General features: G+C 64.5%; 25 protein-coding genes, 1 tRNA gene and 1 pseudogene. 12 read left to right on the top strand and 15 right to left on the bottom strand.

Translation table 11 applies throughout. The features are described from left to right. The first annotated feature begins 3 nt into the window (after window positions 1-3). Both rhaM and HDIA_RS18730 read left to right on the top strand, forming a co-directional pair. Window positions 4-318, top strand: a complete 315-nt coding sequence (gene rhaM, locus HDIA_RS18735; protein ID WP_099557550.1) for an L-rhamnose mutarotase — start codon at window positions 4-6, stop codon at window positions 316-318. A 23-nt stretch (window positions 319-341) separates the two neighbouring features. Continuing rightward, window positions 342-602, top strand: a pseudogene (locus HDIA_RS18730) (HNH endonuclease); the annotation flags it as partial. Window positions 603-948: 346 nt separating this feature from the next. On the opposite strand, the gene HDIA_RS18725 reads toward HDIA_RS18730, so the two are convergent. From HDIA_RS18725 to HDIA_RS25730, 7 genes are all read right to left on the bottom strand, one after another. Continuing rightward, complete coding sequence (locus tag HDIA_RS18725; protein ID WP_099557549.1) at window positions 949-2,157, bottom strand: MFS transporter; 1,209 nt, start codon at window positions 2,155-2,157, stop codon at window positions 949-951. 60 nt (window positions 2,158-2,217) lie between these two features. Then, window positions 2,218-3,207, bottom strand: coding sequence for an AraC family transcriptional regulator (locus tag HDIA_RS18720; RefSeq protein ID WP_099557548.1), 990 nt, complete (start codon window positions 3,205-3,207; stop codon window positions 2,218-2,220). A 291-nt stretch (window positions 3,208-3,498) separates the two neighbouring features. Continuing rightward, window positions 3,499-4,203 carry a VIT1/CCC1 transporter family protein gene (locus HDIA_RS18715; RefSeq protein ID WP_099557547.1) on the bottom strand — a complete coding sequence of 235 codons (705 nt, stop codon included), beginning with the start codon at window positions 4,201-4,203 and terminating at the stop codon, window positions 3,499-3,501. Between the two features lie 37 nt (window positions 4,204-4,240). Further along, window positions 4,241-5,251 carry an FAD:protein FMN transferase gene (locus HDIA_RS18710; RefSeq protein WP_245883966.1) on the bottom strand — a complete coding sequence of 337 codons (1,011 nt, stop codon included), beginning with the start codon at window positions 5,249-5,251 and terminating at the stop codon, window positions 4,241-4,243. Next, complete coding sequence (locus HDIA_RS18705) at window positions 5,232-7,442, bottom strand: PepSY domain-containing protein (protein ID WP_099557546.1); 2,211 nt, start codon at window positions 7,440-7,442, stop codon at window positions 5,232-5,234. Before HDIA_RS18705 ends, HDIA_RS18710 begins: the two co-directional genes overlap by 20 nt. A gap of 13 nt (window positions 7,443-7,455) precedes the next feature. Further along, window positions 7,456-7,926, bottom strand: coding sequence for a DUF2271 domain-containing protein (locus HDIA_RS18700; protein ID WP_099557545.1), 471 nt, complete (start codon window positions 7,924-7,926; stop codon window positions 7,456-7,458). A 34-nt stretch (window positions 7,927-7,960) separates the two neighbouring features. After that, window positions 7,961-8,449, bottom strand: coding sequence for a PepSY domain-containing protein (locus HDIA_RS25730; protein WP_099557544.1), 489 nt, complete (start codon window positions 8,447-8,449; stop codon window positions 7,961-7,963). A 136-nt stretch (window positions 8,450-8,585) separates the two neighbouring features. On the opposite strand from HDIA_RS25730, the gene HDIA_RS18690 reads away from it, so the two are divergent. Both HDIA_RS18690 and HDIA_RS18685 read left to right on the top strand, forming a co-directional pair. Next, on the top strand, window positions 8,586-9,245 hold the full coding sequence (locus tag HDIA_RS18690; RefSeq protein WP_099557543.1) for a response regulator transcription factor: 660 nt from the start codon (window positions 8,586-8,588) through the stop codon (window positions 9,243-9,245). Continuing rightward, window positions 9,242-10,570 carry an ATP-binding protein gene (locus HDIA_RS18685; protein WP_099557542.1) on the top strand — a complete coding sequence of 443 codons (1,329 nt, stop codon included), beginning with the start codon at window positions 9,242-9,244 and terminating at the stop codon, window positions 10,568-10,570. The genes HDIA_RS18690 and HDIA_RS18685 overlap by 4 nt, the downstream gene beginning before the upstream one ends. Before the next feature lie 38 nt (window positions 10,571-10,608). Here HDIA_RS18685 and HDIA_RS18680 read toward each other — a convergent pair whose 3' ends face one another. Together HDIA_RS18680 and HDIA_RS18675 are read right to left on the bottom strand one after the other, a co-directional pair. After that, on the bottom strand, window positions 10,609-12,060 hold the full coding sequence (locus HDIA_RS18680) for a class I SAM-dependent methyltransferase (protein WP_099557541.1): 1,452 nt from the start codon (window positions 12,058-12,060) through the stop codon (window positions 10,609-10,611). A 383-nt stretch (window positions 12,061-12,443) separates the two neighbouring features. Next, a tRNA-Ala gene (locus HDIA_RS18675) sits at window positions 12,444-12,519 on the bottom strand. A gap of 435 nt (window positions 12,520-12,954) precedes the next feature. Between HDIA_RS18675 and HDIA_RS18670 the strand changes: the two genes are divergently transcribed. Both HDIA_RS18670 and HDIA_RS18665 read left to right on the top strand, forming a co-directional pair. Further along, window positions 12,955-13,248 (top strand): YggT family protein, encoded by a 294-nt coding sequence (locus tag HDIA_RS18670; RefSeq protein ID WP_099557540.1) that lies wholly within the window; start codon window positions 12,955-12,957, stop codon window positions 13,246-13,248. A gap of 5 nt (window positions 13,249-13,253) precedes the next feature. Further along, window positions 13,254-13,574, top strand: coding sequence for a DUF167 family protein (locus tag HDIA_RS18665; protein WP_099557539.1), 321 nt, complete (start codon window positions 13,254-13,256; stop codon window positions 13,572-13,574). Window positions 13,575-13,644: 70 nt separating this feature from the next. Here the strand turns inward: HDIA_RS18665 and HDIA_RS18660 are convergent, their stop codons facing one another. Then, the gene (locus HDIA_RS18660; protein ID WP_245883964.1) at window positions 13,645-13,998 is read right to left on the bottom strand and encodes an ArsR/SmtB family transcription factor; all 354 of its coding nucleotides are present in this window, start codon (window positions 13,996-13,998) and stop codon (window positions 13,645-13,647) included. Between the two features lie 457 nt (window positions 13,999-14,455). On the opposite strand from HDIA_RS18660, the gene HDIA_RS18655 reads away from it, so the two are divergent. Next, on the top strand, window positions 14,456-15,235 hold the full coding sequence (locus HDIA_RS18655) for a glutamine amidotransferase (RefSeq protein ID WP_173796337.1): 780 nt from the start codon (window positions 14,456-14,458) through the stop codon (window positions 15,233-15,235). A gap of 11 nt (window positions 15,236-15,246) precedes the next feature. Here HDIA_RS18655 and HDIA_RS18650 read toward each other — a convergent pair whose 3' ends face one another. Next, entirely contained in the window at window positions 15,247-15,462 is a 216-nt protein-coding gene (locus HDIA_RS18650; protein WP_099557537.1) for a hypothetical protein, read from the bottom strand. Between the two features lie 210 nt (window positions 15,463-15,672). On the opposite strand from HDIA_RS18650, the gene ilvD reads away from it, so the two are divergent. From ilvD to HDIA_RS18625, 5 genes are all read left to right on the top strand, one after another. Then, a complete protein-coding gene (gene ilvD, locus HDIA_RS18645; protein ID WP_099557536.1) occupies window positions 15,673-17,517 on the top strand; it encodes a dihydroxy-acid dehydratase in 1,845 nt (614 codons plus the stop codon). Between the two features lie 72 nt (window positions 17,518-17,589). Then, window positions 17,590-18,108: a prolyl-tRNA synthetase associated domain-containing protein gene (locus HDIA_RS18640; RefSeq protein ID WP_099557535.1), complete on the top strand. Its 519-nt coding sequence runs from the start codon at window positions 17,590-17,592 to the stop codon at window positions 18,106-18,108. A 210-nt stretch (window positions 18,109-18,318) separates the two neighbouring features. Continuing rightward, a complete protein-coding gene (gene trxA, locus HDIA_RS18635; RefSeq protein ID WP_099557534.1) occupies window positions 18,319-19,257 on the top strand; it encodes a thioredoxin in 939 nt (312 codons plus the stop codon). A gap of 147 nt (window positions 19,258-19,404) precedes the next feature. Beyond that, a complete protein-coding gene (locus HDIA_RS18630; RefSeq protein WP_099557533.1) occupies window positions 19,405-20,064 on the top strand; it encodes an LON peptidase substrate-binding domain-containing protein in 660 nt (219 codons plus the stop codon). Between the two features lie 82 nt (window positions 20,065-20,146). After that, window positions 20,147-20,365: a Trm112 family protein gene (locus HDIA_RS18625; RefSeq protein ID WP_099559003.1), complete on the top strand. Its 219-nt coding sequence runs from the start codon at window positions 20,147-20,149 to the stop codon at window positions 20,363-20,365. A 36-nt stretch (window positions 20,366-20,401) separates the two neighbouring features. On the opposite strand, the gene HDIA_RS18620 is transcribed toward HDIA_RS18625, so the two are convergent. The 4 genes from HDIA_RS18620 to sppA form a co-directional block, all read right to left on the bottom strand. Further along, complete coding sequence (locus HDIA_RS18620) at window positions 20,402-20,710, bottom strand: rhodanese-like domain-containing protein (RefSeq protein WP_245883962.1); 309 nt, start codon at window positions 20,708-20,710, stop codon at window positions 20,402-20,404. A 215-nt stretch (window positions 20,711-20,925) separates the two neighbouring features. Beyond that, window positions 20,926-21,276 carry a LapA family protein gene (locus tag HDIA_RS18615; RefSeq protein ID WP_099557531.1) on the bottom strand — a complete coding sequence of 117 codons (351 nt, stop codon included), beginning with the start codon at window positions 21,274-21,276 and terminating at the stop codon, window positions 20,926-20,928. A 136-nt stretch (window positions 21,277-21,412) separates the two neighbouring features. Further along, window positions 21,413-21,694, bottom strand: coding sequence for an integration host factor subunit beta (gene ihfB / locus HDIA_RS18610; RefSeq protein WP_099557530.1), 282 nt, complete (start codon window positions 21,692-21,694; stop codon window positions 21,413-21,415). Window positions 21,695-21,720: 26 nt separating this feature from the next. After that, entirely contained in the window at window positions 21,721-22,674 is a 954-nt protein-coding gene (sppA, locus tag HDIA_RS18605; RefSeq protein ID WP_157775732.1) for a signal peptide peptidase SppA, read from the bottom strand. Window positions 22,675-22,710: the final 36 nt, after the last annotated feature.

The following is a 22,710-nucleotide window of genomic DNA, read 5'->3' as shown; positions in this document are numbered from 1 at the left end:
GACATGGAGACGATTGCCTTCCGGATGATCCTCCATCCGGGCATGGCGGAGGAATACAAGCGCCGCCATGACGACATCTGGCCGGACCTTTCCAAGGTTCTGAAGGACGCCGGCGTTTTCGACTATTCCATCTGGCTCGACGAGGAGACGAACCACCTCTTCTCCGTCCTGAAGCGCTCGCCGGATCACGACATGGCCTCGATCCCATCCAATGCCATCGTGCGCAAATGGTGGGACTACATGGCCGACATCATGGCGGTCGAACCGGGCAACCGGCCGGTCGAGGTTCCGCTCACGAAGATGTTTCATCTGCCCTGAGAGACTGTGCGCAGCGCACGGGTGTCCGACCTGTAGAGGCAAATGGCCCTGATCTTTTCGGCAATGGCATCGCTCTATCCGGAACGGCGCATTGGATGTTCGATCGCGGCCTGATCGGCCTTTCGGATGACCTGGATATTTTGATTTCGCGACAAACCAGTGATCGTGAGAGCATAGAGGGTCTGATCAACAAGTCCGGCAGGGCGATTATGCCATCGCGACCATACGAGCGGCCTCACCCGCATTTTCTCCAGTGGCATCGAGAGAATTGCTTCAAGATTTGAATGATTTGTTTTCAGATCGTGGCCATAGCGGTTCGATTCCGGTTGAGGCAACCACCCCCTCCACTTGGACGGCACGCATTGTGAAGCGGCAAGCGTTCGGCGCCGATTGGCGCCGAGTCTTGATGGACATCACGCTATTGAGGCACAGCCATCATGGCGGGAAACACGCTGAAGGCAGAGCCGCATATATAGACTGGCAAATCGATGATACCTGCGATTACCGGCAGCAATATTTGCAACGCGCTGTTCTGTCAGCACGTTGCGACCAACTGCTGCTTTGGACGGGGGCAAGACTTACGGTGTCGTCCGCTTGATGGATGCCTGGGAACCGGACCGAGAACAAAGATCATGTGCGCGGCTGTGTGAGCGCTAAGGCGACCGTGGAAGCGGCGAGGGCCGCAGTAAGAGTCAGGGGCCCGATCGCGCCATAGCGATCGACGATAAAGCCGCCCAAGACCGCGCCGATGGTGATCGCGACCTGAAACGAGACGACCATCAGGCTGCCGGCTGCCTCCAAGGCGTCTGGGGCACTACGGGACAGGTTGGTCGGAAGGACGACCGGTGCCATTCCGAAGGCGAAGCCCCAAAGCGTGACGAGGATGAAGGCGACGCCGATATGCGTGCCCCAAAGCACCAGGGCGAACGATGCAGACGTCATCAGCACCGCGTTGACAGCGAGCGCCATGTGAATACTGGCGTCCGCCAGCCGCCCGCCAGCAACGTTGCCGACGACGGAGGCAATGCCAAATCCAAGCAGCGCGAGAGCAATGGGACCGGTTTCAAGTAGCGTCACCTGCTCGAGGAAAGGCCGTACATAGACCGAGCCGGCGAAATGCCCCGTCATCAAAAGAAGAATTGCCAGCATTCCCAGCTGAACTCCACGCCGCCGGGTCAGCCGGAAAACGTCGGAAAGACTGTTGCTTTTACTAGCAGGCAGCGTTGGCAAGCTCACGATCTGCAACAGCATGGCAATCGCGGCCAGCCCGGCTGTCATCGTCATGGCACTACGCCAGCCTATCCAGTCGCTGATCACTGCACCAATCGAAGGCGCCGCGATCGTGGCCAGAGAGACGCCGAGCGTGACGATGGCCATCCCTCGACCTGTGGCATTGGCGCCGACCAGTCTGGAGACGACCGCAACCGAAAGCGCCCAAAAGCCGCTCAGCGCAATGCCGAGCCCGGCGCGTCCCAAAAGCAGTAGCCAGAAATCCGCGGCGAAGGCTGCAAGAATATTGGAGCCAATCGCCAACGCACTGAGGCCCACGAGCACCGTCTTGCGGTTCAGTTTGCCGATCAGGACATTGCTGAGCAAGGCTGTGACGGCGCCCACGGAAGCAGTGGCGGTAACGACCTGTCCGGCTGTTCCCTCGCTGATCGCGAGGTCGCGTGCCATGGGCGTCAGCAGGCCCGCCGGCAAAAATTCTGCCGATACAAGCGCGAAACTGGTGGCCGCCAGCGAAAGAACCGCGAACCAGGTGGCAGGGCTCCACGCGGCCGGTTCGGTGTTCTCGAGATCCAGCTCAGCGCTGGTAAGGGAGGATGATGTGTCGGTCATAGAAGTATCTCCGAAGGACAGAGACACTTCATAGAGGCGCAATATGGGACGGTATGTAGCTTAAAATCCGAAATCCATGGCCGTTCGTCCGGAAATGGTGCGACGCACCACACCGGGGGAGACTTTGGTGGTGCGCTTGAAGGCACGAGCAAAGGATGCTTCGGACTCATAGCCGAGGCGTGAGGCGACCTCGGCAACCGATATGCCGCCTTGCTCCAGCAATTCATGAGCGAGCTGCATGCGCAGACGGGTCAGATAGTGTGCCGCGCCTTCGCCCAAGACATCGCTGAAGCGTTTGGCAAAGATCGAGCGCGACTGGCCTGCCACACCGGCGAGGCTTTCAAGAGTCCAATTATGGCCAGGTTCCCGGTGCATGGCCGCCAGGACACGCCCAAGGTGGGGATCGCGGATGGCGGCAAGCCAACCGGTGGTCGCCGTTCCGCTGCAGTTGACCCAGCAGCGTATGAGCCTTGCCGCGAGCAGGTCGGCCATACGGGACAGGACTGTCGCGCTTCCGATCTGGGGCTGTGAGGCCTCTGCCGTCATGGCCGTCAGCAGGGGGCCGACGATTGGATCATTCCCGGCCACATCGCAGCCCTTGATGATCGGCGGCATCAGGGCGATCAAAGGGTCAAGGGCATGCGCTGTCAAAGTCATGGAGCCGCAGAAAAGGGTGTTGGTCACACCCGTTCCTTCCCGCACCACTTCGCAAACATTGCTGCCGAGCTTTGTTATGTGACAGCTTTTCAGCGACTCGCCTTCAACATCGGGCGCGCTTGCCAATCGATGCGCGGTGCCTTGCGGCAGCAGCACCAGATCGCCATCGTTCAACTGCTGCCATCCCTGGACATCGGTGTGAATCCAGCACGGACCCTGACCGATGAAGTGAAAGCGAAGCAGTTGCTGGTGCGGAAAGGTGATGCTCCAGGGGTGCTGGAGTTCGCAGCGCCCATAACTGACCCCGCTCAGACGAAAGTCCTGCAGGACTTCGCTGAGCGCATCCATCGGGATATGTGATGGCGACAAATGCCGGGACGAATGGTCAAGCATCTGGCGAAAATATGCCCCGAACGTCTGTCACGCAAGAGCTTTGGTGCCGCGAGATCGTCGTCTTCCGGCAGTGCTATAATCTGCTGAACTCGTGCGCAGTTCGATACCAATAGCGGTCTCTCTGTCCGCCATTCTTTCCATTCGACAATTTGGCTTCTAGGCCGTCCCGGCGGCACTCGGCGAGTGCCCTGATCCTTGCCGCGGTCTTCGTCCGGGATTGGCCGGATTTTCCTGCAAGCTGCCTCGGGTGCGAGGGCTGCCGGGCGAGGGCTTCCGGTCATGCGGACCCGCTCAGGCGATCGTCGTTCCGAAGATCGTGCCGATGCCTGCTGTTGCCGCCATCGCGAGTGCGCCCCAGAAGGTGACGCGGGCCGTGGCCTTGCCGACGTTGGCGCCGCCCGCTCTGGCGCCAACCGCGCCGAGAGCTGCGAGGAAGACGAGAGACGCGCCTGACACGAGCGGAACGATCAGATCGGCGGGGGACAGCAGGGCGCTCGCCAGAGGCAGCGACGCGCCGATGGCAAAGGTGGCGGCGGAGGTGAGCGCAGCCTCGACGGGGCGGGCCGCCGTTGCCTCCACGATGCCCAGTTCGTCTCGGGCGTGGCTGCCGAGCGCGTCCTTTTCCGTCAGCTGCCTTGCCACCTCAAGGGCCAGTTTCGGCTCAAGACCCCGGGCGACATAGATGTCGGCAAGCTCCTTCAGCTCGAACTCCGGCTGTTCGATGAGTTCGCGGCGTTCGCGGGCAAGGTCGGCCTCTTCGGTGTCGGACTGGGAACTCACCGAGACATACTCGCCGGCCGCCATCGACATCGCGCCGGCAACCAGGCCGGCCGTCCCGGCCAGCAGAATTTCGCCGGTGGACGTGGCGGCGGCGGCAACGCCCACGACAAGGCTTGCGGTGGAGACGATGCCGTCGTTGGCGCCCAGCACGGCGGCGCGCAGCCAGCCGATGCGCGAGACCAGGTGGCTCTCGGGATGAAGATGCAGACGCGGCACGTTTTATCTCCGGATTTGGATTGCCAGTGAGAGCCTATCAAGCCTCCAGGGAGGCCTGTCGAGCGTGGATTCCCGTAGATGGGGCTGCTTCGGGCGCGAAACGTCCGGTGCCGTGCTCGGCAAGTTCTCCGGTTTCGGTGCGCACGATCATCAGCGCCTCAAGACCCTGACGCTCCGCATAGGCGAGCCCCTCGTCCTCGCCCATCACCATCAGGGCGGTCGCGGCCGCATCGGCGGCCATCGCGCTTGGCGCCAGAACGGTGACCGAGGCAAGCCGGCTGCAGACCGGCTGGCCGGTTCTCGGGTCGACGGTATGGGAGATGCGGCCCGTCTCGTCCTCGCGCCAGTGGCGATAGTCGCCCGAGGTCGCGACGGCGCAGTCCGACAGCGTGACGACGCCGTGGATGGCTCGGACCGCCGGATCGGGCCGTTCGAGGGCGACCGACCACGGCGAGCCGTCCGGCTTTTCGCCGCGCGCCCGCATCTCGCCGTCGATCCCGACGAGATAGGAGGCGATGCCGGCCTCGTCCAGGACGCGGGCGAGCTCGTCGACGCCGAAGCCCTTGGCGATACCCGACAGGTCGAGGGACATCGGCCCATGCTTGAGGACCCGGCTTCGCAGCGCGTCCACGTCCAGCAGGTCCATGCTCAAGGTCGCGGGCGTTCCGGCAAGATCGCCGGGACGTCCGGCATGGGAGCCGAAGCCCCATTCGGCGACCGCGCGGCCGACACCGATGTTGAAGGCGCCGCCGCTTGCCCGGCCAATCCGGAGCGAGACGTCGAGGACGGTCGCCAGGTTGGCGGGCACCTCGATCCACGATCCGGTTCCGGCGCGGTTGAGGCGCATGAGATCGGAGCCCGGCTTCCAGGTCGACATCTGGTTGTCGACCGCGCCGACGGCGGCAATCAGGTCGGCGCCGATCTCCAGCGGATCGTCCAGCCCGTCGTCGAACCAGACGGCGGTCCAGCGGCTTCCCATGGTCGGGCCGTTGAGGCTGACGCGCCGGGGCTCGGCAGTCTCGTTGTGATCAATAGACGTCTTCGACATAACGTCCTTCCTTTCTGAGGGCCTCGACGGTGAGCCCGAGGGGCCCCAGCACGCCGGAGAAAACCTCCGCGACGCCGGCGGCCATGTCGCGTCCGCCGCAGACCATCACCTGAGCGCCCGTAGCGATCAGGCCGCGAACAGTTTCTGCGTCGGCGGCGAGGCGGTCCTGGACGTGCGATCCGGCGGGCAGGCGCGAGAAGGCCGTGTGAAGACCGGTCAGCCGGCGGTCGGTCAGCCAGTTCTTCAGGTCCGGCTCGTAGAGGAAGTCCGAGGCCGGATTGCGGGCGCCGAACCAGAGGTGGATCGGCCGGTGGGTCTCGTTGCGGCGGATGAAGCCGGCGAGAGGGCCGATGCCCGTCCCCGCGCCCACCATGATGACCGGCGCCATGCCGGGCTGGGGGCGGAAGCCGGGGTTGCCGCGCACGAAGGCGTCGATTTCCTCGCCGACCTCAAGTCCGGTCAGGAAGGTGGAGCAGAGCCCGCCCGGATGCTTGCGCACGCAGATTTCCAGGATCCCGTCACGGGACGCGGAGGCGAGCGAATAGAAGCGGGCGACATTGTTCCCGGGCGGCAGGATGCCGACGAGGTCGCCGGCCTCGAAGCGCGGCAGGCGCGCGCCGAACAGCCTGCGGTGCAGCGACGGGCGGACTTCGCCGACACCGAACCGCAGCACGGCCGTATGGGCGTCGACGTCGATCCCATAGTCCCGCCGCTCGATGAGGCGCAGGCGGCAGGTGCGCGGCCGGGTCGGCACGTGGTGAAGGTCTAGCGGCGTACCGAGCACGTGGCCGAGATCGACGCCCCACTTGGCGAAGGCCTGGGCCGACTGGCGATCGATCCGGGCGGTGTCGAGCAGGCGCTCCGCCCCCTTGGCGGCAAGGGCCCGGTCGGCCATGTCCGCAAAGCGGCAATAGTGGGCGAACTGACGGTCGCCGAAACCGAGCACGTAGTAGGTCCGAGCCGGTGCCGACTTCAGGTTTGCGAGGCGATCCAGGAAGCGCCGGGCCGAGGAGGGCGCCTCGCCGTCGCCATAGGTCGCGGTCAGGACGATCAGGCGGTCGGCATGGCGATAGACGGTGACGTCGTTCATCGCGCCGGTGTGGACCCGGTGTCCGGCCTTGGTCAGCGCCGCATGCAGCGTTCCGGCAAAGCCCCAGGTGCTGTTGCCCTCGCTGCCGACGAGGATCACCGTGTCCGCCGACTGGGCGCCGACATTGTGCGCGATGCGCGGCCGGGCGCGCCGGCGGGCGACCCAGATCACGAGACCCGTTCCGGTCATGATCGGGACGATCGAAGCGCTGGCGCCAAGGACGAGCGCGAGCCACCAGAGACCCTCGCCGGTGTGGAGGGCATAGATCCACTGGTAGGCGGTCTGGAAGGGCGTGTTCGTGGCGGCGGTCTGCACGGTGCCGGTGGCCGGATCGACGGTCATCTCGCCGCTGTCCGTCGTCAGGGTGAAGACATCCGACGGGTCGTCCGGATAGGGGAAGGTCAGCTGCCGAAGGTCGTTGAGGTCCACCGCCTTCAGGGCGGCAAGATCGCCGACGGGAAGCGTCTGGCCGCCGCTTGCCGAAGCGAAGGGCGCTTCGGCGGGCGAACCGTCGGGCAGGATTTCGAAGGTCGAGAGGGACAGGAAAAGGCCGGTCGCCGCCGAAAGCACCAGTCCGGCGACCGCGGCGCGGCCGAGTTCGCCATGCAGTCGCTGGCTCGGCGTACCGTGGATACGCCCGAGAAGCTTCTTCCAGCCGCCGAGCCGCTGGGCGAGCATAACCGCGCCGGACAGGCTGAGGATCAGCATCGCCGCCGCGCCGGCTCCGGCAAAGGCGCGGCCGGTGTCGCCGAGCAGGAGCTTGCGGTGGAGATTGGTGATCCAGAGCGTAAAGGCGGACGGCTCATAGGCGCCGGTCGACGCCCCCGAGCGAGGATCGACCGTCACCACGCCCGGACGATCGGGATCGAAATAGGTGACGACGATCTCGCCGGACGGCTTGCGCTTGATGTTTTCCACGCCCGGGATGTTCGCCTGAACCTTGCCGGCAAGATCCGCGACGCTGACCTCGCCGCGCGCAGGCACTGCCGCCTGCATGCGCTCCAGTGCCGGGTTGACCGAGAGCACCGCGCCCGTCGCCGCGATGAGCGCGACGAGAAGCGCGGCGATCAGGCCGGGGATCGAGTGGATGGTGCGAAACATGGGGGAGGTCCGCTCAGAAGCTGTAGGTGAAGGACTTGACGTAGCCGCGCCCGCCAACGGGCTTGCCGTTGCCGTCGCTCGTCAGGGGCACGACGACATCGCCGGGGTTCTCGCGCATGTTCTCCACGGCGGTGTCGACGTGGACCTCATAGCCCCCGTCGATGATCGTGTCGGCGAGATCGACCGAGATTTTCAGCGTGCGGCCGGCGCCGACGCTCGCTCCCGTGATGCCGTCGACTTCGGAAAGCCGGCCGCGAGAGGCCCGCAGCCATTCGGGCAGATGGCGGTAATATTTGGACCTGCCGCCCGCCATCCAGAGCGTGCCGACATAGGCGCCGGACTTGTCGGTGACATAGATGACGACATAGGCGCCGTCGCCGCCGTAGTTGGCCAGCGTGGTCTCGAACGTGACCTCGCGTGCGGAGGCGAGACCGGGAGCGGCAAGAACCGCGGCGGCGGCGATCGCCGGTGCGAAGAGTTTCATGGGAAATTCCTTCTGGCTGAGTGGTCCGAGGCGCTTACTGCACCTGGACTTTCGGGCGGGTCTTGCCGTTGAAGAGGCCGTTGTCGGGAACGGGAGCGTTGGGATCGACAGGCCCGTTCTGCGGAACCATCATGCCGCCCTCGTCATCATCGTCGTCGTCATCTTCGTGCTCGCCGCGGCGGCCGCCGTCGCGACCGTGATCGTCGTCTCCCCGGTAGCTTTCGCCGCGCCGCCCGTGGTCGTCGTCGCCGTCGCGATAGTCCATTGCCAGCACCTGGAGAGTGCCGGGGTCGACCTTCACGGCCATCCTGCGGCCGTCCTGGTCGGTGCACCGGATCTCGTAGCAGCCGTCGTCCGTCTTGATGCGCTGGACGGTCCAGCCACGCTCTTCGGCCATCTTCACGACGGCGCTGCGCGGCTGCCAGTCGCCGATCCGGACCTCGCAGTCCTGCTCCGCGGCGACCATGCCGGCGCTTGCAATCAACACAATTGCGGCGGTGGCAATCAGGTATCGGGTCTTCATGTCGGGTCTCCTTCCTCGTTTGGATTGGCCGACCCTCGCTCCCGAACCTGACGGCTTGCTGAAGAAAGACCAGAAAGTCCTTCAGCTTGCTGTCAGGTTCGTGATGCAGGTATGGAGTGTGAAAAGGGGGCGAGACGTGCGTGTGCTGCTCATCGAAGACGACCGGGTCCTCGGATCGGCGGTCCGAGACCAGGTGAATGCCGACGGTCATTCCGTCGACTGGGTCCAGCGGCTGGACGAAGCGCGCGACCATATCCATGCCGCGCCCTATGACCTCGTCCTTCTCGACCTCATGCTGCCGGACGGACGCGGGATCGATTTCCTCAAGACGATCCGCTCGGCCGGGGACGTGACGCCGGTCATCATCCTCACCGCGATGGACCAGATCTCCGACCGGATCGCCGGGCTCAACGCCGGCGCCGACGACTATCTGGTCAAGCCCTTCGATCTCCACGAACTCACGGCCCGGCTTGCCGCCGTCTCGCGGCGTTATCACGGCAATCCCAATCCACTGGTGACGATCGGGCCGCTTTCGGTCGACCTTGCCGCCCGCGCCATCCGAAGGGAGGGCAAGCCGGTGAATCTGACGGCTCGCGAGTGGGCGCTGTTCGAGGCCTTCGTGCAGCGCCCCGGCACGATCATTTCCAAGAGCCAGCTTGAGGAGCGGCTTTATTCCTTCGACCAGGACGTCGACAGCAACACAATCGAGGTGCATGTCAGCCGGCTGCGCAAGAAGCTCGGCGCCGACGCCATCGAGACCGTCCGCGGCCTTGGCTACAGGCTGGGGGCGTCATGATCCTGCCGCGCAGCCTGCAGGTCCGCCTTGCGCTCGGGCTCTCGGTCGGCCTTGCGCTCTTCTGGGCGGTGGCGGCGGGGGCGGCCTACACCGTGCTGCGGCAGGAGATGGACCGCGTCTTCGACAGTGCGCTGCAGGAAACCGCGCAGCGTCTCCTGCCGCTTGCGGTAATGGAAATCATCGACCGCGAGCCGGAGGACGTCCTGAGGATCGCGCCGGTGCGCTCGCACCACGAGCTTCTGACCTATATCGTCCGCAATCAGGCGGGCAGCGTCGTCCTTGCCTCCCATGACGCCGACCCGGCGATCTTCCCGCAGTCGGCCCACGACGGTCTTTCCTCCACCAAGACGCATCGCATTTACGCCGAAAGCGCGCTGCAGGGATCGCTGACGATCTTCGTCGCCGAACCCTGGGACGTCCGGAGCAAGGCCTCGCACGAGGCCGCCGAGGCGCTGATCATGCCGCTTCTCGTGCTCGTGCCGCTGAGTTTCGGCGGCGTCTGGCTTCTGGTGCGTGGCGGCATGCGGCCGATCCGGCGCCTTTGTTCGGAGATCGAGACGCGCGGCGGCGGTGACCTGACGCCGCTCGGTTCGGACCGTCTGCCGAGCGAAATCACGCCCATTGCCACGGCCGTCAACCACCTGATGGCGCGCCTGCGCCGCACGCTGGAGGCCGAGCGCAGCTTCACCGCCAACAGCGCGCACGAGTTGCGCACGCCGATTGCGGCGGCGCTGGCCCAGACCCAGCGCCTGCTGGCGGAAACAAAGGAGGGGCAGACCGGCGCGCGCGCGCGCCAGATCGAGGCGACGCTGAAGACGCTCGCCCGGCTGGCGGAGAAGCTTATGCAGCTGGCGCGCGCCGAAGGCGGACGGCTGTTTGCCAAGACGCCCTATGACATCGTGCCTGTGATCGGGCTTGTCTGCGAGGATATCGGCCGCACGCAGTCGAGGCCGGACCGGCTCGACCTTGACCTGCCATCGGCAAAGGTCAACTCCCGCGTGGACCCGGATGCCTTGTCGATCCTCGTTCGCAATCTCCTCGAGAATGCCCTGAAATACGGGGCGGCCGACGAGCCGGTCGTGGTGACGCTGACGCAAGACGGCGTTCTTCGCGTCGTCAACGGCGGCCCCGTCATTCCCGCCGAGCGGCTGGCTCAGCTCACGCGTCCCTTCGAACGCGCCTCGACCGAGGCTGAGGGCTCCGGCCTTGGCCTTGCGATCATCGATGCCATCGCACGCGGGGCGGGGAGCAACCTCGAACTCAAGTCACCGGCGACGGGCCGGGCGGATGGCTTCGAGGCGGTCGTGCGGCTCGCGGGCGTGTAGCGCCCGAATGACCCAGTCTTGGTATGGGTGCTGGCGAATCAGGCGGGCGGGTTCATCCGGCTGCGCGCAAACTGCGGGTCAAACAGGACAGCCCCGTTGAGCAGACTGCTTTCGGCTTTGGACGGAAGCTGCGCCTCGGATCGCGCAACCATGAACCAGCTGGCCCCGGGGTGATACCAGGGGATCGGCATACCGGCCATGCCGGCTTCCTGCACGAAGCCAAGAACCTCGTCCTCGGTATAGGTCACGCAATGCGGATAGACCCATCCTTCACCCTCTGGATGCGGCACCGGCTCGGCCGTGTTCAGATAGGAGAACAGGAACAGCCCGTGAGGCTCCAGCACGGATGCGACGCTGCTCATGAGTTGGCGGAACAGCGCGGGCCCGCAGTGCGTGACGATCGACTGCGCCATCACGAAATCGAAATTCCGTCCGAAAACCGTGCAGTCGAATGTGTCTGACGCGGAAAAGACGGGGCGCTTCAACTCCACGGCGCTCTGTCCCAACTCCTTCCGGATCGCCTCGTCGATCAGCCAGGTATTGGGATCGATCGCGAAATAGCGTTCTGGCTGAAGATAGGGGATGAGCAGACGCCCCAGGCGCAGCGATCCGGCTCCAAAATCCAGCACGTGATGATGATCGCGCAGACCGCACTGGAAAAGGAGGCTGAACTGGGTCGCGCTCATGAAGTCGAACCGGTCGGGAGGCCCGACGTAGGCGCGGTAGTGATTGGCACCTGGACCCAGTCGGCCGGCCTCCTCGACGGAAAGTGATCGCATATCCGCACCTGCATTGGCCGGCGCGGCGTCGGCCGCCAGATGTTCGAAGGCGACCAGTCTCTGCGCCCGAGGATGGTCCCAAGTTCCGATATAGCGCATCCGCCAGGGCAGGCCGCGTATCGCGAAGGCGAGATCGTCCAGCGAGTAGTGATAGGGGTCCTTGACGTCGTAGGTCACAACGCCGCCCGGTTGATGGCTCAACGGCTGGTCCGACGGGGCATTCTCCGGGCGCTCGAAGAAGGTCGCGTAGAAGACGCCATTCGGCTTCATATGGGGAGCCAGTCGGGTCAGACACTGCCGGATGCGATTGAGCATCAGATGCGTGAAGACCGATTGCGCAATGGCAAAATCGAACTTGACGCCGTCCCACGGCAGTTCGAACTCGGTGGTGCAGGCGAGATTTTCTCTCGGCATCCGCTCCTGCAAGCCGGCCTCGGCAAGCTCGATGTCGTAGCCAGCGTCCAGGAATGATTGATTGATGTCGATGCCGTAGTAATGTCCCGGAGCCAGATAGTCGACGAAGTGCACGCCCCCTCGCAGCGAGCCGCATCCGACGTCGAGCAGCACATCGTCCGGGCGAAGGCCATCCTGTTTCAGGCGCTCGAACTGGAGCTTGCCGACTTCTTCCCAAAGGCCTCCTACCAGGATTCGATGCTTGCCGGCGGCTACGCCCTCACGGTTCAAGTCCACGTCGAAGTAAGAGCTTTCCATTGCGGTTCCGCTTCGTCCCTATGTGCCACGCGCCGGGATGGCGGGCCTCGATGCCCTGCCGGCAGCTTCGTTCGTTGGCGTGCCTGATGCGCCGGCTCGTTGAGAGCCCGCGCCCGATCTCGCTGGAAGGTAGGCGTCCCGTTGGCCGAAGGTCAATGCCAAGCTGCCCGCGGCCGGGCAAGAGTTCCCGTTATTCGCAACGGTTCATCGGCCCTTGTTGCCAATGGACTTTCCGCCCGCTTGCGAATGGTCCACCGACGCAGGCCCAGGGGCGTTGCTGTGTCGGAAAGGGCGAAGCCAATACAGTTCTTGGGGGGAGATGTCAGCCAGATTGGCGCCGCCGCTCAGTCTGGGCGTGTTGCCAATGGCCTTGTTCGGAGAATTGGTGGAGCCGAGCGGGATCGAACCGCTGACCTCGTCATTGCGAACGACGCGCTCTCCCAACTGAGCTACGGCCCCTTCTTCGATGCCAGCGATTTAGTCGAGGGCAGGGCGTCTGTCAAGCGCCCGAAGCGGCGGATGAAAGGCGCCGGGAGCGCGGGAACAGAGGCGGCCGCGCCGCCGCCGGTCTTGCAACTTCGCGCGCCGCTCGCCAAATCTGCCGATGGCAGGCGCAGAGGAGACCGTGCGAGGGCTTGACCGGGCCGTTTCGGCGGGGCAATGGTGCAGCGCGGGCCGGGTTCCTTGCCATCGGTGTTCGCCGGTTTGCCGATTTTTCTGGCTCACATGGGGCCGGGGATATCGTTCGGGCGGCGGGCAGCGACGGGCGCCATGGCCGGGGATCGCGCCGGATCGACATCCGCGCGGCCTCATTCCTTTATCCGGGCATCGGACCGGGCCGGCAGCGGCCTTCGTCTTTCCTGATGCTCCCTTAAGACGGAGATTGAAGAGGCCATGCGCGCCATTCTCGATGTGATCACGATCGCGCTCAATCTTTACATGTGGATCGTGATTGCCTCGGCTATCTTCAGCTGGCTCTACGCGTTCAACGTCGTCAATCCGCGCAATCAGGTCGTCTCGATGATCGGCAACGCGCTCTTCCAGATGACCGAACCGGTACTGCGGCCGATCCGGAATTTCCTGCCGAGTTTCGGCGGTCTCGATGTTTCGCCGATCGTTCTCTATCTGATCATCATCCTGATCCAGCAGATCATCTACCGCTACGCCTATCCGCTGGCGCCCTTCTGACCGTCATGGATGCGAACGGCCCGCTTCGGCTGGAGGGCGACGATCTCATCGTCATCGTCCGGGCGACGCCGCGTGCGCCGCGCGACGAGATCGCCGGCGTCAAGGCCATGTCGGACGGGCGCGAGGTCGTGCAGGCCAGAGTGAGGGCGGTTCCGGAGGATGGCGCGGCCAATGCCGCGATCGCCGCGCTTGTCGCCAAGGCGGCGGGCATGCCGAAATCCGCCGGCAACGTGACGGCGGGCCAGACATCACGGGTCAAGACGGTGCGGGTGACGGGCGCCGGAAAGCCGGGGCTCGACGCTCTCTCGCGGCTCTGCGGGCTTTGAAACAGCCCCGAGCGGCTAACCAGGCAGACACGTCTGCCAGCGAATCACCGCCCGGTCGGGTCGGGCTTTGTCACTTCTTGCCGGTGTTGCAGAAGGTCTCGTAGAGCACTTCGATCAGCTTGCGGGTCTCCGCGGAGGCAAGGCAATAGTAGATCGTCTGAGCCTCGCGGCGCGTCGACACGATGCCGAGATCGCGCATTCTGGCCAGATGCTGCGAGAGGGCCGACTGGCTGAGATTGACGGCCTCGGCCAGCGCGCCAACCGACATTTCCTTTTCGGCCAGCAGGCAAAGCACCATCAGCCGCTTCGACTGTCCGAGAGCGGACAGAAGCCTTGCAACGTCGGATGCCTTCTTCTCCATCTCGGCGATTTCGGAGCGCAGCGGCTGATGACTGTCGTTGTCCATTTGATAGGCCAATTTCATTTGACGCTCCGAAGCACAGGCACTTGAGACCCCGGTGTTGTCGTAAGGCGGAGAATTGAGGGCCTGCCTCTTTTCCTAGGGAATTAACTCAACAAATAGCAGACCTTAATTGCCCAAAACAATCCGCATGGCGGACTTCTTTATTCGATTGCCCTCGGGGAGGGCAACTTGACTGCGGCGGACAAGGCCTTCGGGACGGCGCGCCGGCAGCAATTTTCCCTTGTCCGGTGGCAATCGGAAAGGACTTTAGCCTGAACATGATCGCGAGTTGATATCACAAACCCGGCAACATGCTTGAAATGAAAGCAGCTTTCTGCCCATCATTGACTCTTGGGTTTTGAAGATGTTTCGGCGAAAATCCCGCTGCTTCGGGGTTATTGCGGTTCGGACGCTGTTCCCGGTTCCGTTCGACCCACCCGCTAGGAGCCGTCGAATCCTTGAGGAGTAACCGGCCATTCTGTTCGAGACCGAGACTTTCGCACGCGGAGAAGCACTTTCGCCGGCAAGGCGTCCGAAGATCCTCGTCGTGCTGCATCAGGAAACGTCCAGCCCCGGCCGCATCGGCCAGCTGCTGGAAAAAAGAGGCTATGCCCTCGACATCAGGAGGCCAAGGTTCGGCGATCCGCTGCCCGGCACAATGCGCGGGCATGCCGGCGCGATCATCTTCGGCGGTCCGATGAGCGCCAATGATCCCGATCCCGGCATCGTGCGGGAGACGGACTGGATTCGGGTGCCGCTCAAGGAGGAGGCCCCGTTTCTCGGCATCTGCCTTGGCGCCCAGATGCTGGCGCGCCAGCTCGGGGCCCATGTCGCGCCGCATGTCGATGGCATGACGGAGATCGGCTACTATCGCATCCGCCCGACCGAGGCCGGCCGGGAAATGATGGAGTGGCCCGGTTTCGTCTACCAGTGGCACCGCGAGGGGTTTGAAATGCCCTCTGGCGGGGAGCTGCTCGCGACGGGCGATTCCTTCCGCAATCAGGCCTTCCGCTACGGCAAGGCGGCCTATGGCATCCAGTTCCATGCCGAACTCACCTACGCGATGATGAACCGCTGGACGGTGCGCGGCAGTTCGCGCATGTCGATGCCGGGCGCGCAGAGCCGGCGGGATCATTTCGCCGGCCGGGCCATCCACGACGCGGCGGTGCGCACCTGGCTGAACCGGTTTCTGGATCTGTGGCTGGAAGGCACCGTGCCGCCGGCTCTTTCCGCGGCCGACAGCGAGTTGAAGCGCTGAATTCCAAATACTTAATCAATACTTAATTCGCTTTTCGGGTCATCGTTCATCGTGCCCAAGCAAAAAATCAGATTTCTTTGATCCGGCGCCCGGATGAAAACCATTTGGCAACCAAACTTTGCCAATCTCCTCCCGTCGACAGAATGTTGTGCGTCGTCGATCATGCCGGACGGCAGCCTGGCGCCGCTTGTTGTTTTGCGTACGGTGCGCTTGCCGTCCGGCAGCATCTCCCTTTTTCATTCAGGGGTTGATGCAAAGCTTTCCTCACAGATCCGTATTCGGTCGGTTTTCCGGCATTCAATCCTTTCGCTTGGTTCTCGCACCCGTGCGCCATACATGATATGCGAAGCCCGAAAGGGCGCCGGTCCATGCGGCCGGCGCAAGAAATGTCATGCGGCGGGCATTATCGCCCCGCCGACCGATATGGATTGAGTCCCATGCCGAAATACCGCTCGAGAACCTCCACCCACGGCCGCAACATGGCCGGCGCCCGCGGCCTCTGGCGCGCGACCGGCATGAAGGACGGCGACTTCGGCAAGCCGATCATCGCCATTTCCAACTCCTTCACCCAGTTCGTGCCCGGCCACGTGCATCTGAAGGATCTCGGCCAGCTCGTCGCCCGGGAAGTGGAGAAGGCGGGCGGTGTCGCCAAGGAGTTCAACACGATCGCCGTCGACGACGGCATCGCGATGGGCCATGACGGCATGCTCTATTCGCTGCCGTCGCGCGAGATCATCGCCGACAGCGTCGAGTATATGGTCAATGCCCATTGCGCCGATGCGCTGGTGTGCATCTCCAACTGCGACAAGATCACGCCCGGCATGCTGATGGCGGCGCTCCGGCTCAACATCCCGACGGTCTTCGTCTCCGGCGGGCCGATGGAGGCCGGCAAGGTCGTGCTCAACGGCAAGACCCGCTCCCTCGACCTGATCGACGCCATGGTCGCCGCCGCCGACGACCGCAACTCTGATGAGGACGTCGCCGTCATCGAGCGCTCGGCCTGTCCGACCTGCGGCTCCTGCTCGGGCATGTTCACGGCCAACTCGATGAACTGCCTGACCGAGGCGCTCGGGCTGTCGCTGCCGGGCAACGGTTCGACGCTCGCCACCCATGCCGACCGCGAGCGCCTCTTCGTCGAGGCCGGTCATCTGATCGTCGATCTTGCCCGCCGCTACTACGAGCAGGACGACGACACGGTGCTGCCGCGCTCGGTCGCCTCATTCGGGGCGTTCGAAAACGCCATGACGCTCGATATCGCCATGGGCGGCTCGACCAACACCGTGCTCCACCTGCTGGCGGCGGCCCATGAGGCGGAGGTCAACTTCACCATGGCCGACATCGACCGGCTGTCGCGCCGCGTTCCGGTGCTCTGCAAGGTCGCCCCGGCCAAGAACGACGTCCACATGGAGGACGTCCACCGGGCCGGCGGCATCATGGCGATCCTTGGCGAGCTGGAGCGCGCCGGGCTGATCGATTCCTCGTTGCCGACGGTCCATGCCAGTTCGATGGCGGAAGCGCTCGGACGCTGGGACATTCGCCGTACCAGCTCCGAAAGCGTGCGCGATTTCTACCGCGCGGCGCCGGGCGGGGTTCCGACCCAGATTGCCTTTAGCCAGAACGCGCGCTGGGAAGACCTCGACCTCGACCGCGCATCCGGTGCGATCCGCGACGCCGAGCATCCCTTCTCCAAGGATGGCGGCCTTGCGGTTCTTTATGGCAACATCGCGCTCGACGGCTGCATCGTGAAGACGGCGGGCGTCGACGAGAGCATCCTGACCTTCTCCGGTCCGGCGCGCATCTTCGAGAGCCAGGACGCGGCGGTCGACGGCATCCTCAACGGCGGCGTTGCCGCCGGCGACGTGGTGCTGATCCGCTACGAGGGGCCGAAGGGCGGTCCGGGCATGCAGGAGATGCTCTATCCGACCAGCTACCTGAAGTCGAAGGGGCTGGGCAAGGCCTGCGCGCTCATCACCGACGGACGCTTCTCGGGCGGTTCCTCGGGCCTTTCGATCGGCCACGTCTCGCCTGAAGCGGCCGAGGGCGGCAACATCGGTCTGGTGGAAGAGGGCGACATCATCGAGATCGATATCCCGAACCGGTCGATCCGGGTGGCCGTCTCCGACGAGGTGCTGGCGGAACGCCGCGCGGCGAAGCCCGCTTCGGGCTGGAAGCCTGCCGAGCCGCGCAAGCGCAACGTGACCCCTGCTCTCAGGGCCTATGCGGCGCTGACGACGTCGGCGGCCCGCGGCGCCGTGCGCGACGTGAGCCAGGTCGAGCACTGATTTTTTGGTCCTTCCGGAGGTTCCGTGGCTGACCGCCGCGGAACCTCTTGCTATTTTCCGGACAGCCTGACGATGCCCAAGACCCGCGCCGACCTGTTTGCCTATCTCGATGATCTCGGCATCGGCCATGCGACGATCGAGCATCCGCCGTTGCATACGGTGGAGGAAAGCCGGGAGCTGCGCGGCGAGCTCGCGGGCGGGCACGCCAAGAACCTTCTGGTCAAGGACAAGAAGAGCCGCGTCTTCCTGATCGTCGCGCGCGAGGACCTGCCGGTCGACCTCAAGCGCGTACACGGCCTCATCGGCGGGCAGGGGCGGGTCTCCTTCTGCTCGGCCGAACAGATGGGCGAGTTGCTCGGCGTCAAGCCGGGCTCGGTGACGCCGTTCGGCGTGATCAACGACACGGAGAAGGCCGTCACAGTGGTGCTGGATGCCGGTCTCGTTGCCTTCGATCCGCTGAATTTCCACCCGATGGAGAATGTCGCGACGACGACGATCGCCTCGGACGACCTCTTCAAGTTCCTGCGCGCGACAGGGCATGAGCCGGTGGTCGTCGAGTTGCCGGTCGCCGAACAGTCTGCGGCGGAGTAGCGCGCTCTGGCACCCGGACCGGCACAGGGCTGGTCCGGAATGTTCGCGCTCCTGCTCCCGGCCGACGCATTTTCCGACGCGAAGGCGGTCCTCGCTTTTGCGTAACATGCTCAAGAGGGTTTGTATTTGCGACCCGGCGGGGCCAAATATGCGCCAGTTGAAAACATTCCCTTCTCACGGGGCCACCCAGGCAACAGCGGATTGACGGACATGAGCCAACCCACTTTCACCCTCGGCAATGCACTTGGCGCCGCTCCGGAGCCGAAGCCCGCGGGGCAGGGCGACCTGATCAAGGACACCACCTTCCAGACCTTCGTGCCGGATGTCATCGAGGCATCGCAGAGCGTGCCGGTGCTGGTCGACTTCTGGGCGCCGTGGTGCGGCCCGTGCAAGCAGCTGACGCCGGTTCTGGAAAAGGTGGTCAAGGCGGCCGGCGGCAAGGTGAAGCTCGTCAAGATGAACATCGACGAGCATCCGCAGGTGGCCGGCCAGCTCGGCATCCAGTCGATCCCGGCGGTGATTGCCTTCGTCGATGGCCGCCCGCTGGACGGCTTCATGGGCGCACAGTCCGAAGCCCAGGTCATGCAGTTCATCGAAAAGCTGGTCGGGCCGGTGGGTCCCTCGGACATCGACCAGATGCTGGCGGCGGGCGCGGAATCGCTTGCCGAGAAGGATTTCGGCACGGCTGCCGAGTGTTTCGTGGCGGTGCTTGAAGAAGACCAGGGAAATCTTGTGGCCATTGGCGGCCTTGCACGGGCGCAGATCGGCCAGGGGGCTCTCGATGTCGCCGAGGCAACGCTTGCGATGACGCCCAAGGGCAAGGAAACCGACATGTCGATCGTCGGTGCCCGGGCCGAGCTGGAGCTTGCCCGCACGGCGGAGAAGCTGGGCGATGTCGCCGATCTGGCGCTGCGGGTCGATTCCGATCCGGCCGACCATCAGGCCCGCTTCGAGCTGGCGCTCGCCCTCAATGCGCGGGGCGACACCAAGGGAGCGATCGACAATCTCATCGAGATCGTTCGCAGGGATCGGACCTGGGACGAAGATGCCGCCCGCAAGCAACTGGTGCAGTTCTTCGATGCCTGGGGCCCGAAGGACGAGAACACGCTCTATGGCCGGCGTCGGCTGTCTGCTGTGCTGTTTTCCTGAGCCTTCCAATCGTCATCCGTAATGATCCGAATGTTGAGCCCAATGCCTCGCCGCTTTGATAGCTCGCGCTAGGTAGAGGTAGGGGACTTCACGTCGCATGGCCGATCTGGTGCCGTGGACCAACGCGACGGGGCATGGGACAGGATGATGAGGATAGGCAACGTGAACTACGGCGGGCCGGTCGACCTGCCATCGGAAATCCCGGTCTTTCCGCTGAATGGAGCGCTGCTTCTGCCGCGTGGCCAGTTGCCGCTCAACATCTTCGAGCCGCGCTATCTGGCCATGGTGGACGCGGCGCTCCAGTCGGACCGCGTGATTGGCATGATCCAGACCGAGGAGGACGATCCGGCGCTTCTGTGCGGGGTCGGCTGTGCCGGGCGGATCACGTCGTTCAGCGAAACCGGCGACGGGCGATATCTGATCACGCTGACCGGCATCACGCGTTTCAAGGTGCTGGAAGAGACGACGCGGTCCACGCCCTATCGCACCTGCCGGGTCGACGCCGAGCCCTTCGGAACGGATTTCAGCGTCAGTCTCGGGGAAGGGGAGGTGGACCGGGAGACGCTCCTGCGTACCTTCGAGGCCTTCCTCGATGCCAACAACCTGGAGGCCGACTGGGAGGGCGTGTCGCAGGCGTCCAACGAGGCGCTCGTCAACGCGCTTTCAATGATGAGCCCCTTCGGACCGGCCGAGAAGCAGGCGCTGCTGGAGGCGCCGGATCTCAAGACCCGGGCGGATACGCTGGTGGCGATCACCGAGATGGCGCTGGGGCGGCAGAAGGGCAACGGCACACCGCCGCTGCAATAGGCATGTGCCGAATGGCGGCCTGCTTACGGCCCCGAGGAGAGGAACCCTGATGGGTGGTGAAGACGGACAGGAAAGCGGTTCGATGGCCGAGGGAACGGAACAGAGCCCTGAGCGGCGGCGCGGCGGCATCGATCCGCTGCTTCTGGAGCTGCTCGTGTGCCCGCTGACCAAGTCGACGCTGAGCTACGATCCGGTGCGCCAGGAACTGGTGTCGCGCGCCGCGCGTCTTGCCTTTCCGGTGCGCGACGGCATTCCCATCATGCTCGTCGACGAGGCGCGCGAGCTTGACGAGGACGAATAACCGGACGTCTCCGGGGCAGCGCGGTTATCGGGGGCTTCAGCCCTCGATGGGAAATCCGGCGCTCAGCCAGGCCTTGATGCCCCCGGCCATGTGGCTGTCGTGGTCGAGCCCGATGCGCTGGCAGTATCCGATGGCCTGGGCCGAGCGTGCGCCGGCAAGGCAATAGAAGACGACGGGTTTGTCGGTTGGAATTTCGCTGACGACATTTGCAAAGCGCGAGAGCGGCGCATGCAGCGCGCCGGCGATGCGTCCCGCGATCCATTCATCATCCTCGCGCACGTCAACCAGAATGATCTCGCCGTCGGTCGCGAGATCGCGAACTTCTTCGATCGTCAGATTGCGCACGATTCATTCTCTCCGGCTAGGGCGCGGCGGTCTTGCGACCGCCCGAATTCATTTCAGGGGCTATGGGTCGATCCGCCAAAGGTTTCATGCAGTTGCGGCGAAGATCGGGCAAACCACGACCTTTGCCGGCCTTTGCATGAACCTGCGTCCATCAAGGTAGGATGTCCGGGGCCCAATTCCAGACCCGACACCCCCAAAGTTTGGGGTCGTTTCTCTTACGCGGCCTTGCGCGGAACCGGCAGCGCCGGTGCGGAAATCGCCGGCTGCGTTTCCTCGCGCAGCTTCTCCGCTTCGGTCCGCCAGCGCAGCGCATCCTTGCGGTTCACCCGGGCGGCACGGCGGAAGCGGCCCTGGCCGGCCCATGTCGCCAAACCACCGATCGCGACGCCGATCATCAGCATGACGAAGAAGACGCCATAGAGCGGTACGGTCAGCGGCTGAATGAGGGGCGCCTGCGGCGTCACCGGGTCAAGCAGGATCGTCACCGGCTGGTTGTTCAGCATCGCCAGGGCGATGATCACCACGGCGATCGGTCCTCCGATCAGAAGCCACAGCAACAGACGCATTCCCAATCTCCCATGCGGCCGGTTTGCGGCCGAATCTTCGACAGATCGTCATTCAACAGCCCCGGTCATGCCGGAGGCAGGAGACAGATCTGCTGGCCGTCGATTTGCTGAACCGGCGACGGCCTCACCCGCCGGATCAGTCGGTATTCAGCCGCTCCCGCATTTCCTTGCCGGTCTTGAAGAAGGGAACGTGCTTCTCGTCCACCTCCACCTTCGCGCCGGTGCGCGGATTGCGCCCGGTCCGGGCCGGTCGGCTCTTGACCGAGAAGGCGCCGAAGCCGCGCAGTTCAACGCGGTCACCGTTCGCCATCGCGCCGGCAATCGTGTCGAGGATGGTGTTGACGATGTTCTCGATGTCCCGCTGATACAGATGCGGGTTCTGTGCAGCAATCCTCTGGACCAGTTCCGACTTGATCATGTCGATTCTCCGGCAAATTCTTATTGTCAGTCCAAGACTTGAGGGTGCCAAAGGGAAACGAGCCCGTCAAGCGCGGGCTTTGCCCCCCAGAAGGCCGACATGTCAATTCCGAGCCGTCCGAGAACGAATGTGCCTGCGCGTGTGAGGAAACCGAAGCCATCATATCCCCCCTCCGGCGTCCAGTCGACAACGGGCAGGTTCTTGCCGACCCCCTCCCGGCTCTTCAGCCAGGTGACCGCCTCGTCCTCGCCGCCGATCTCGTCGACCAGCTTGAGGTCAAGCGCCTGCCGTCCGGTGAAGACGCGGCCGTCGGCAAGTTTCAGCGCCTCGTCGCGAGGCAGGTTGCGGCGTTCCGCGACGACATCGACGAACCACTGGTAGGTGTCGTCGACAATCGAGGCGAGGGCGGCGCGCACGCCGGGTACCTCCGGCGTCAGCATCGACGGCTCGCCCTTCAGGGGGGCCGACTTGACCGCGTCGACTTCGACGCCGAGGTTGTCCAGAAGCTTGGCAACGTTGCCGAACTCGATGAAGACGCCGATCGAGCCGGCCAGCGACGTGCGGTGCGCGAAGATGCGGTCCGCCGCGAGCGCGGCCATGTAGCCGGCGGAGGCGGCGAGCGTGCCGACCGACGCGGCGACCGGTTTCTCGTCGGAGACCTTGCGGAGCGCCGAATAGAGTATCTCACCGGCCGTGGTCGCGCCGCCGGGCGAATCGACCGCTACCAGAACGCCCTTTACCGCGTCATCCTTCGCGATCCTATCCAGCATCGAGATGAGGTCGGGGTCTCCGACCATCAGTCCGGAGACGGTCACCCGCGCGATCTGGTCGCGGTTCTTGTTGCCCAAATCGCCGCCGGTCGCGACCACGACCGCTCCGACCGCGAGGATCGCCAGCAGCAGCAGGGCGCCGACGCGCCAGAAGACCAGTTTGCGCCTTGTGCGGCGCCGTTCGACGATCAGGTCGGCATCGAGGCTCATGGCTCTTCCCATTTCACGCAGCTCTGGACTGCGAGC

It is taken from the genome of Hartmannibacter diazotrophicus, from assembly GCF_900231165.1.
Lineage (GTDB): Bacteria > Pseudomonadota > Alphaproteobacteria > Rhizobiales > Pleomorphomonadaceae > Hartmannibacter > Hartmannibacter diazotrophicus.
Note: the sequence above shows the minus strand (reverse complement) of the source record. Positions and strands in the feature narration are given on the sequence as shown.

What these genes read in the sequence shown, in the direction of transcription:
- HDIA_RS18710 (WP_245883966.1), bottom strand. Translation starts at nt 5,251, where the DNA reads ATGTCGAAGACGTCTATTGATCACAACGAGACTGCCGAGCCCCGGCGC.
- ilvD (WP_099557536.1), top strand. Translation starts at nt 15,673, where the DNA reads ATGCCGAAATACCGCTCGAGAACCTCCACCCACGGCCGCAACATGGCC.
- HDIA_RS18680 (WP_099557541.1), bottom strand. Translation starts at nt 12,060, where the DNA reads ATGGAAAGCTCTTACTTCGACGTGGACTTGAACCGTGAGGGCGTAGCC.
- HDIA_RS18700 (WP_099557545.1), bottom strand. Translation starts at nt 7,926, where the DNA reads ATGAAACTCTTCGCACCGGCGATCGCCGCCGCCGCGGTTCTTGCCGCT.
- rhaM (WP_099557550.1), top strand. Translation starts at nt 4, where the DNA reads ATGGAGACGATTGCCTTCCGGATGATCCTCCATCCGGGCATGGCGGAG.
- HDIA_RS18705 (WP_099557546.1), bottom strand. Translation starts at nt 7,442, where the DNA reads ATGTTTCGCACCATCCACTCGATCCCCGGCCTGATCGCCGCGCTTCTC.
- HDIA_RS18725 (WP_099557549.1), bottom strand. Translation starts at nt 2,157, where the DNA reads ATGACCGACACATCATCCTCCCTTACCAGCGCTGAGCTGGATCTCGAG.
- HDIA_RS25730 (WP_099557544.1), bottom strand. Translation starts at nt 8,449, where the DNA reads ATGAAGACCCGATACCTGATTGCCACCGCCGCAATTGTGTTGATTGCA.
- ihfB (WP_099557530.1), bottom strand. Translation starts at nt 21,694, where the DNA reads ATGATCAAGTCGGAACTGGTCCAGAGGATTGCTGCACAGAACCCGCAT.
- HDIA_RS18640 (WP_099557535.1), top strand. Translation starts at nt 17,590, where the DNA reads ATGCCCAAGACCCGCGCCGACCTGTTTGCCTATCTCGATGATCTCGGC.
- HDIA_RS18650 (WP_099557537.1), bottom strand. Translation starts at nt 15,462, where the DNA reads ATGCTGCCGGACGGCAAGCGCACCGTACGCAAAACAACAAGCGGCGCC.
- HDIA_RS18630 (WP_099557533.1), top strand. Translation starts at nt 19,405, where the DNA reads ATGAGGATAGGCAACGTGAACTACGGCGGGCCGGTCGACCTGCCATCG.
- HDIA_RS18670 (WP_099557540.1), top strand. Translation starts at nt 12,955, where the DNA reads ATGCGCGCCATTCTCGATGTGATCACGATCGCGCTCAATCTTTACATG.
- trxA (WP_099557534.1), top strand. Translation starts at nt 18,319, where the DNA reads ATGAGCCAACCCACTTTCACCCTCGGCAATGCACTTGGCGCCGCTCCG.
- HDIA_RS18720 (WP_099557548.1), bottom strand. Translation starts at nt 3,207, where the DNA reads ATGCTTGACCATTCGTCCCGGCATTTGTCGCCATCACATATCCCGATG.
- sppA (WP_157775732.1), bottom strand. Translation starts at nt 22,674, where the DNA reads ATGAGCCTCGATGCCGACCTGATCGTCGAACGGCGCCGCACAAGGCGC.
- HDIA_RS18615 (WP_099557531.1), bottom strand. Translation starts at nt 21,276, where the DNA reads ATGCGTCTGTTGCTGTGGCTTCTGATCGGAGGACCGATCGCCGTGGTG.
- HDIA_RS18685 (WP_099557542.1), top strand. Translation starts at nt 9,242, where the DNA reads ATGATCCTGCCGCGCAGCCTGCAGGTCCGCCTTGCGCTCGGGCTCTCG.
- HDIA_RS18625 (WP_099559003.1), top strand. Translation starts at nt 20,147, where the DNA reads ATGGCCGAGGGAACGGAACAGAGCCCTGAGCGGCGGCGCGGCGGCATC.
- HDIA_RS18660 (WP_245883964.1), bottom strand. Translation starts at nt 13,998, where the DNA reads ATGAAATTGGCCTATCAAATGGACAACGACAGTCATCAGCCGCTGCGC.
- HDIA_RS18665 (WP_099557539.1), top strand. Translation starts at nt 13,254, where the DNA reads ATGGATGCGAACGGCCCGCTTCGGCTGGAGGGCGACGATCTCATCGTC.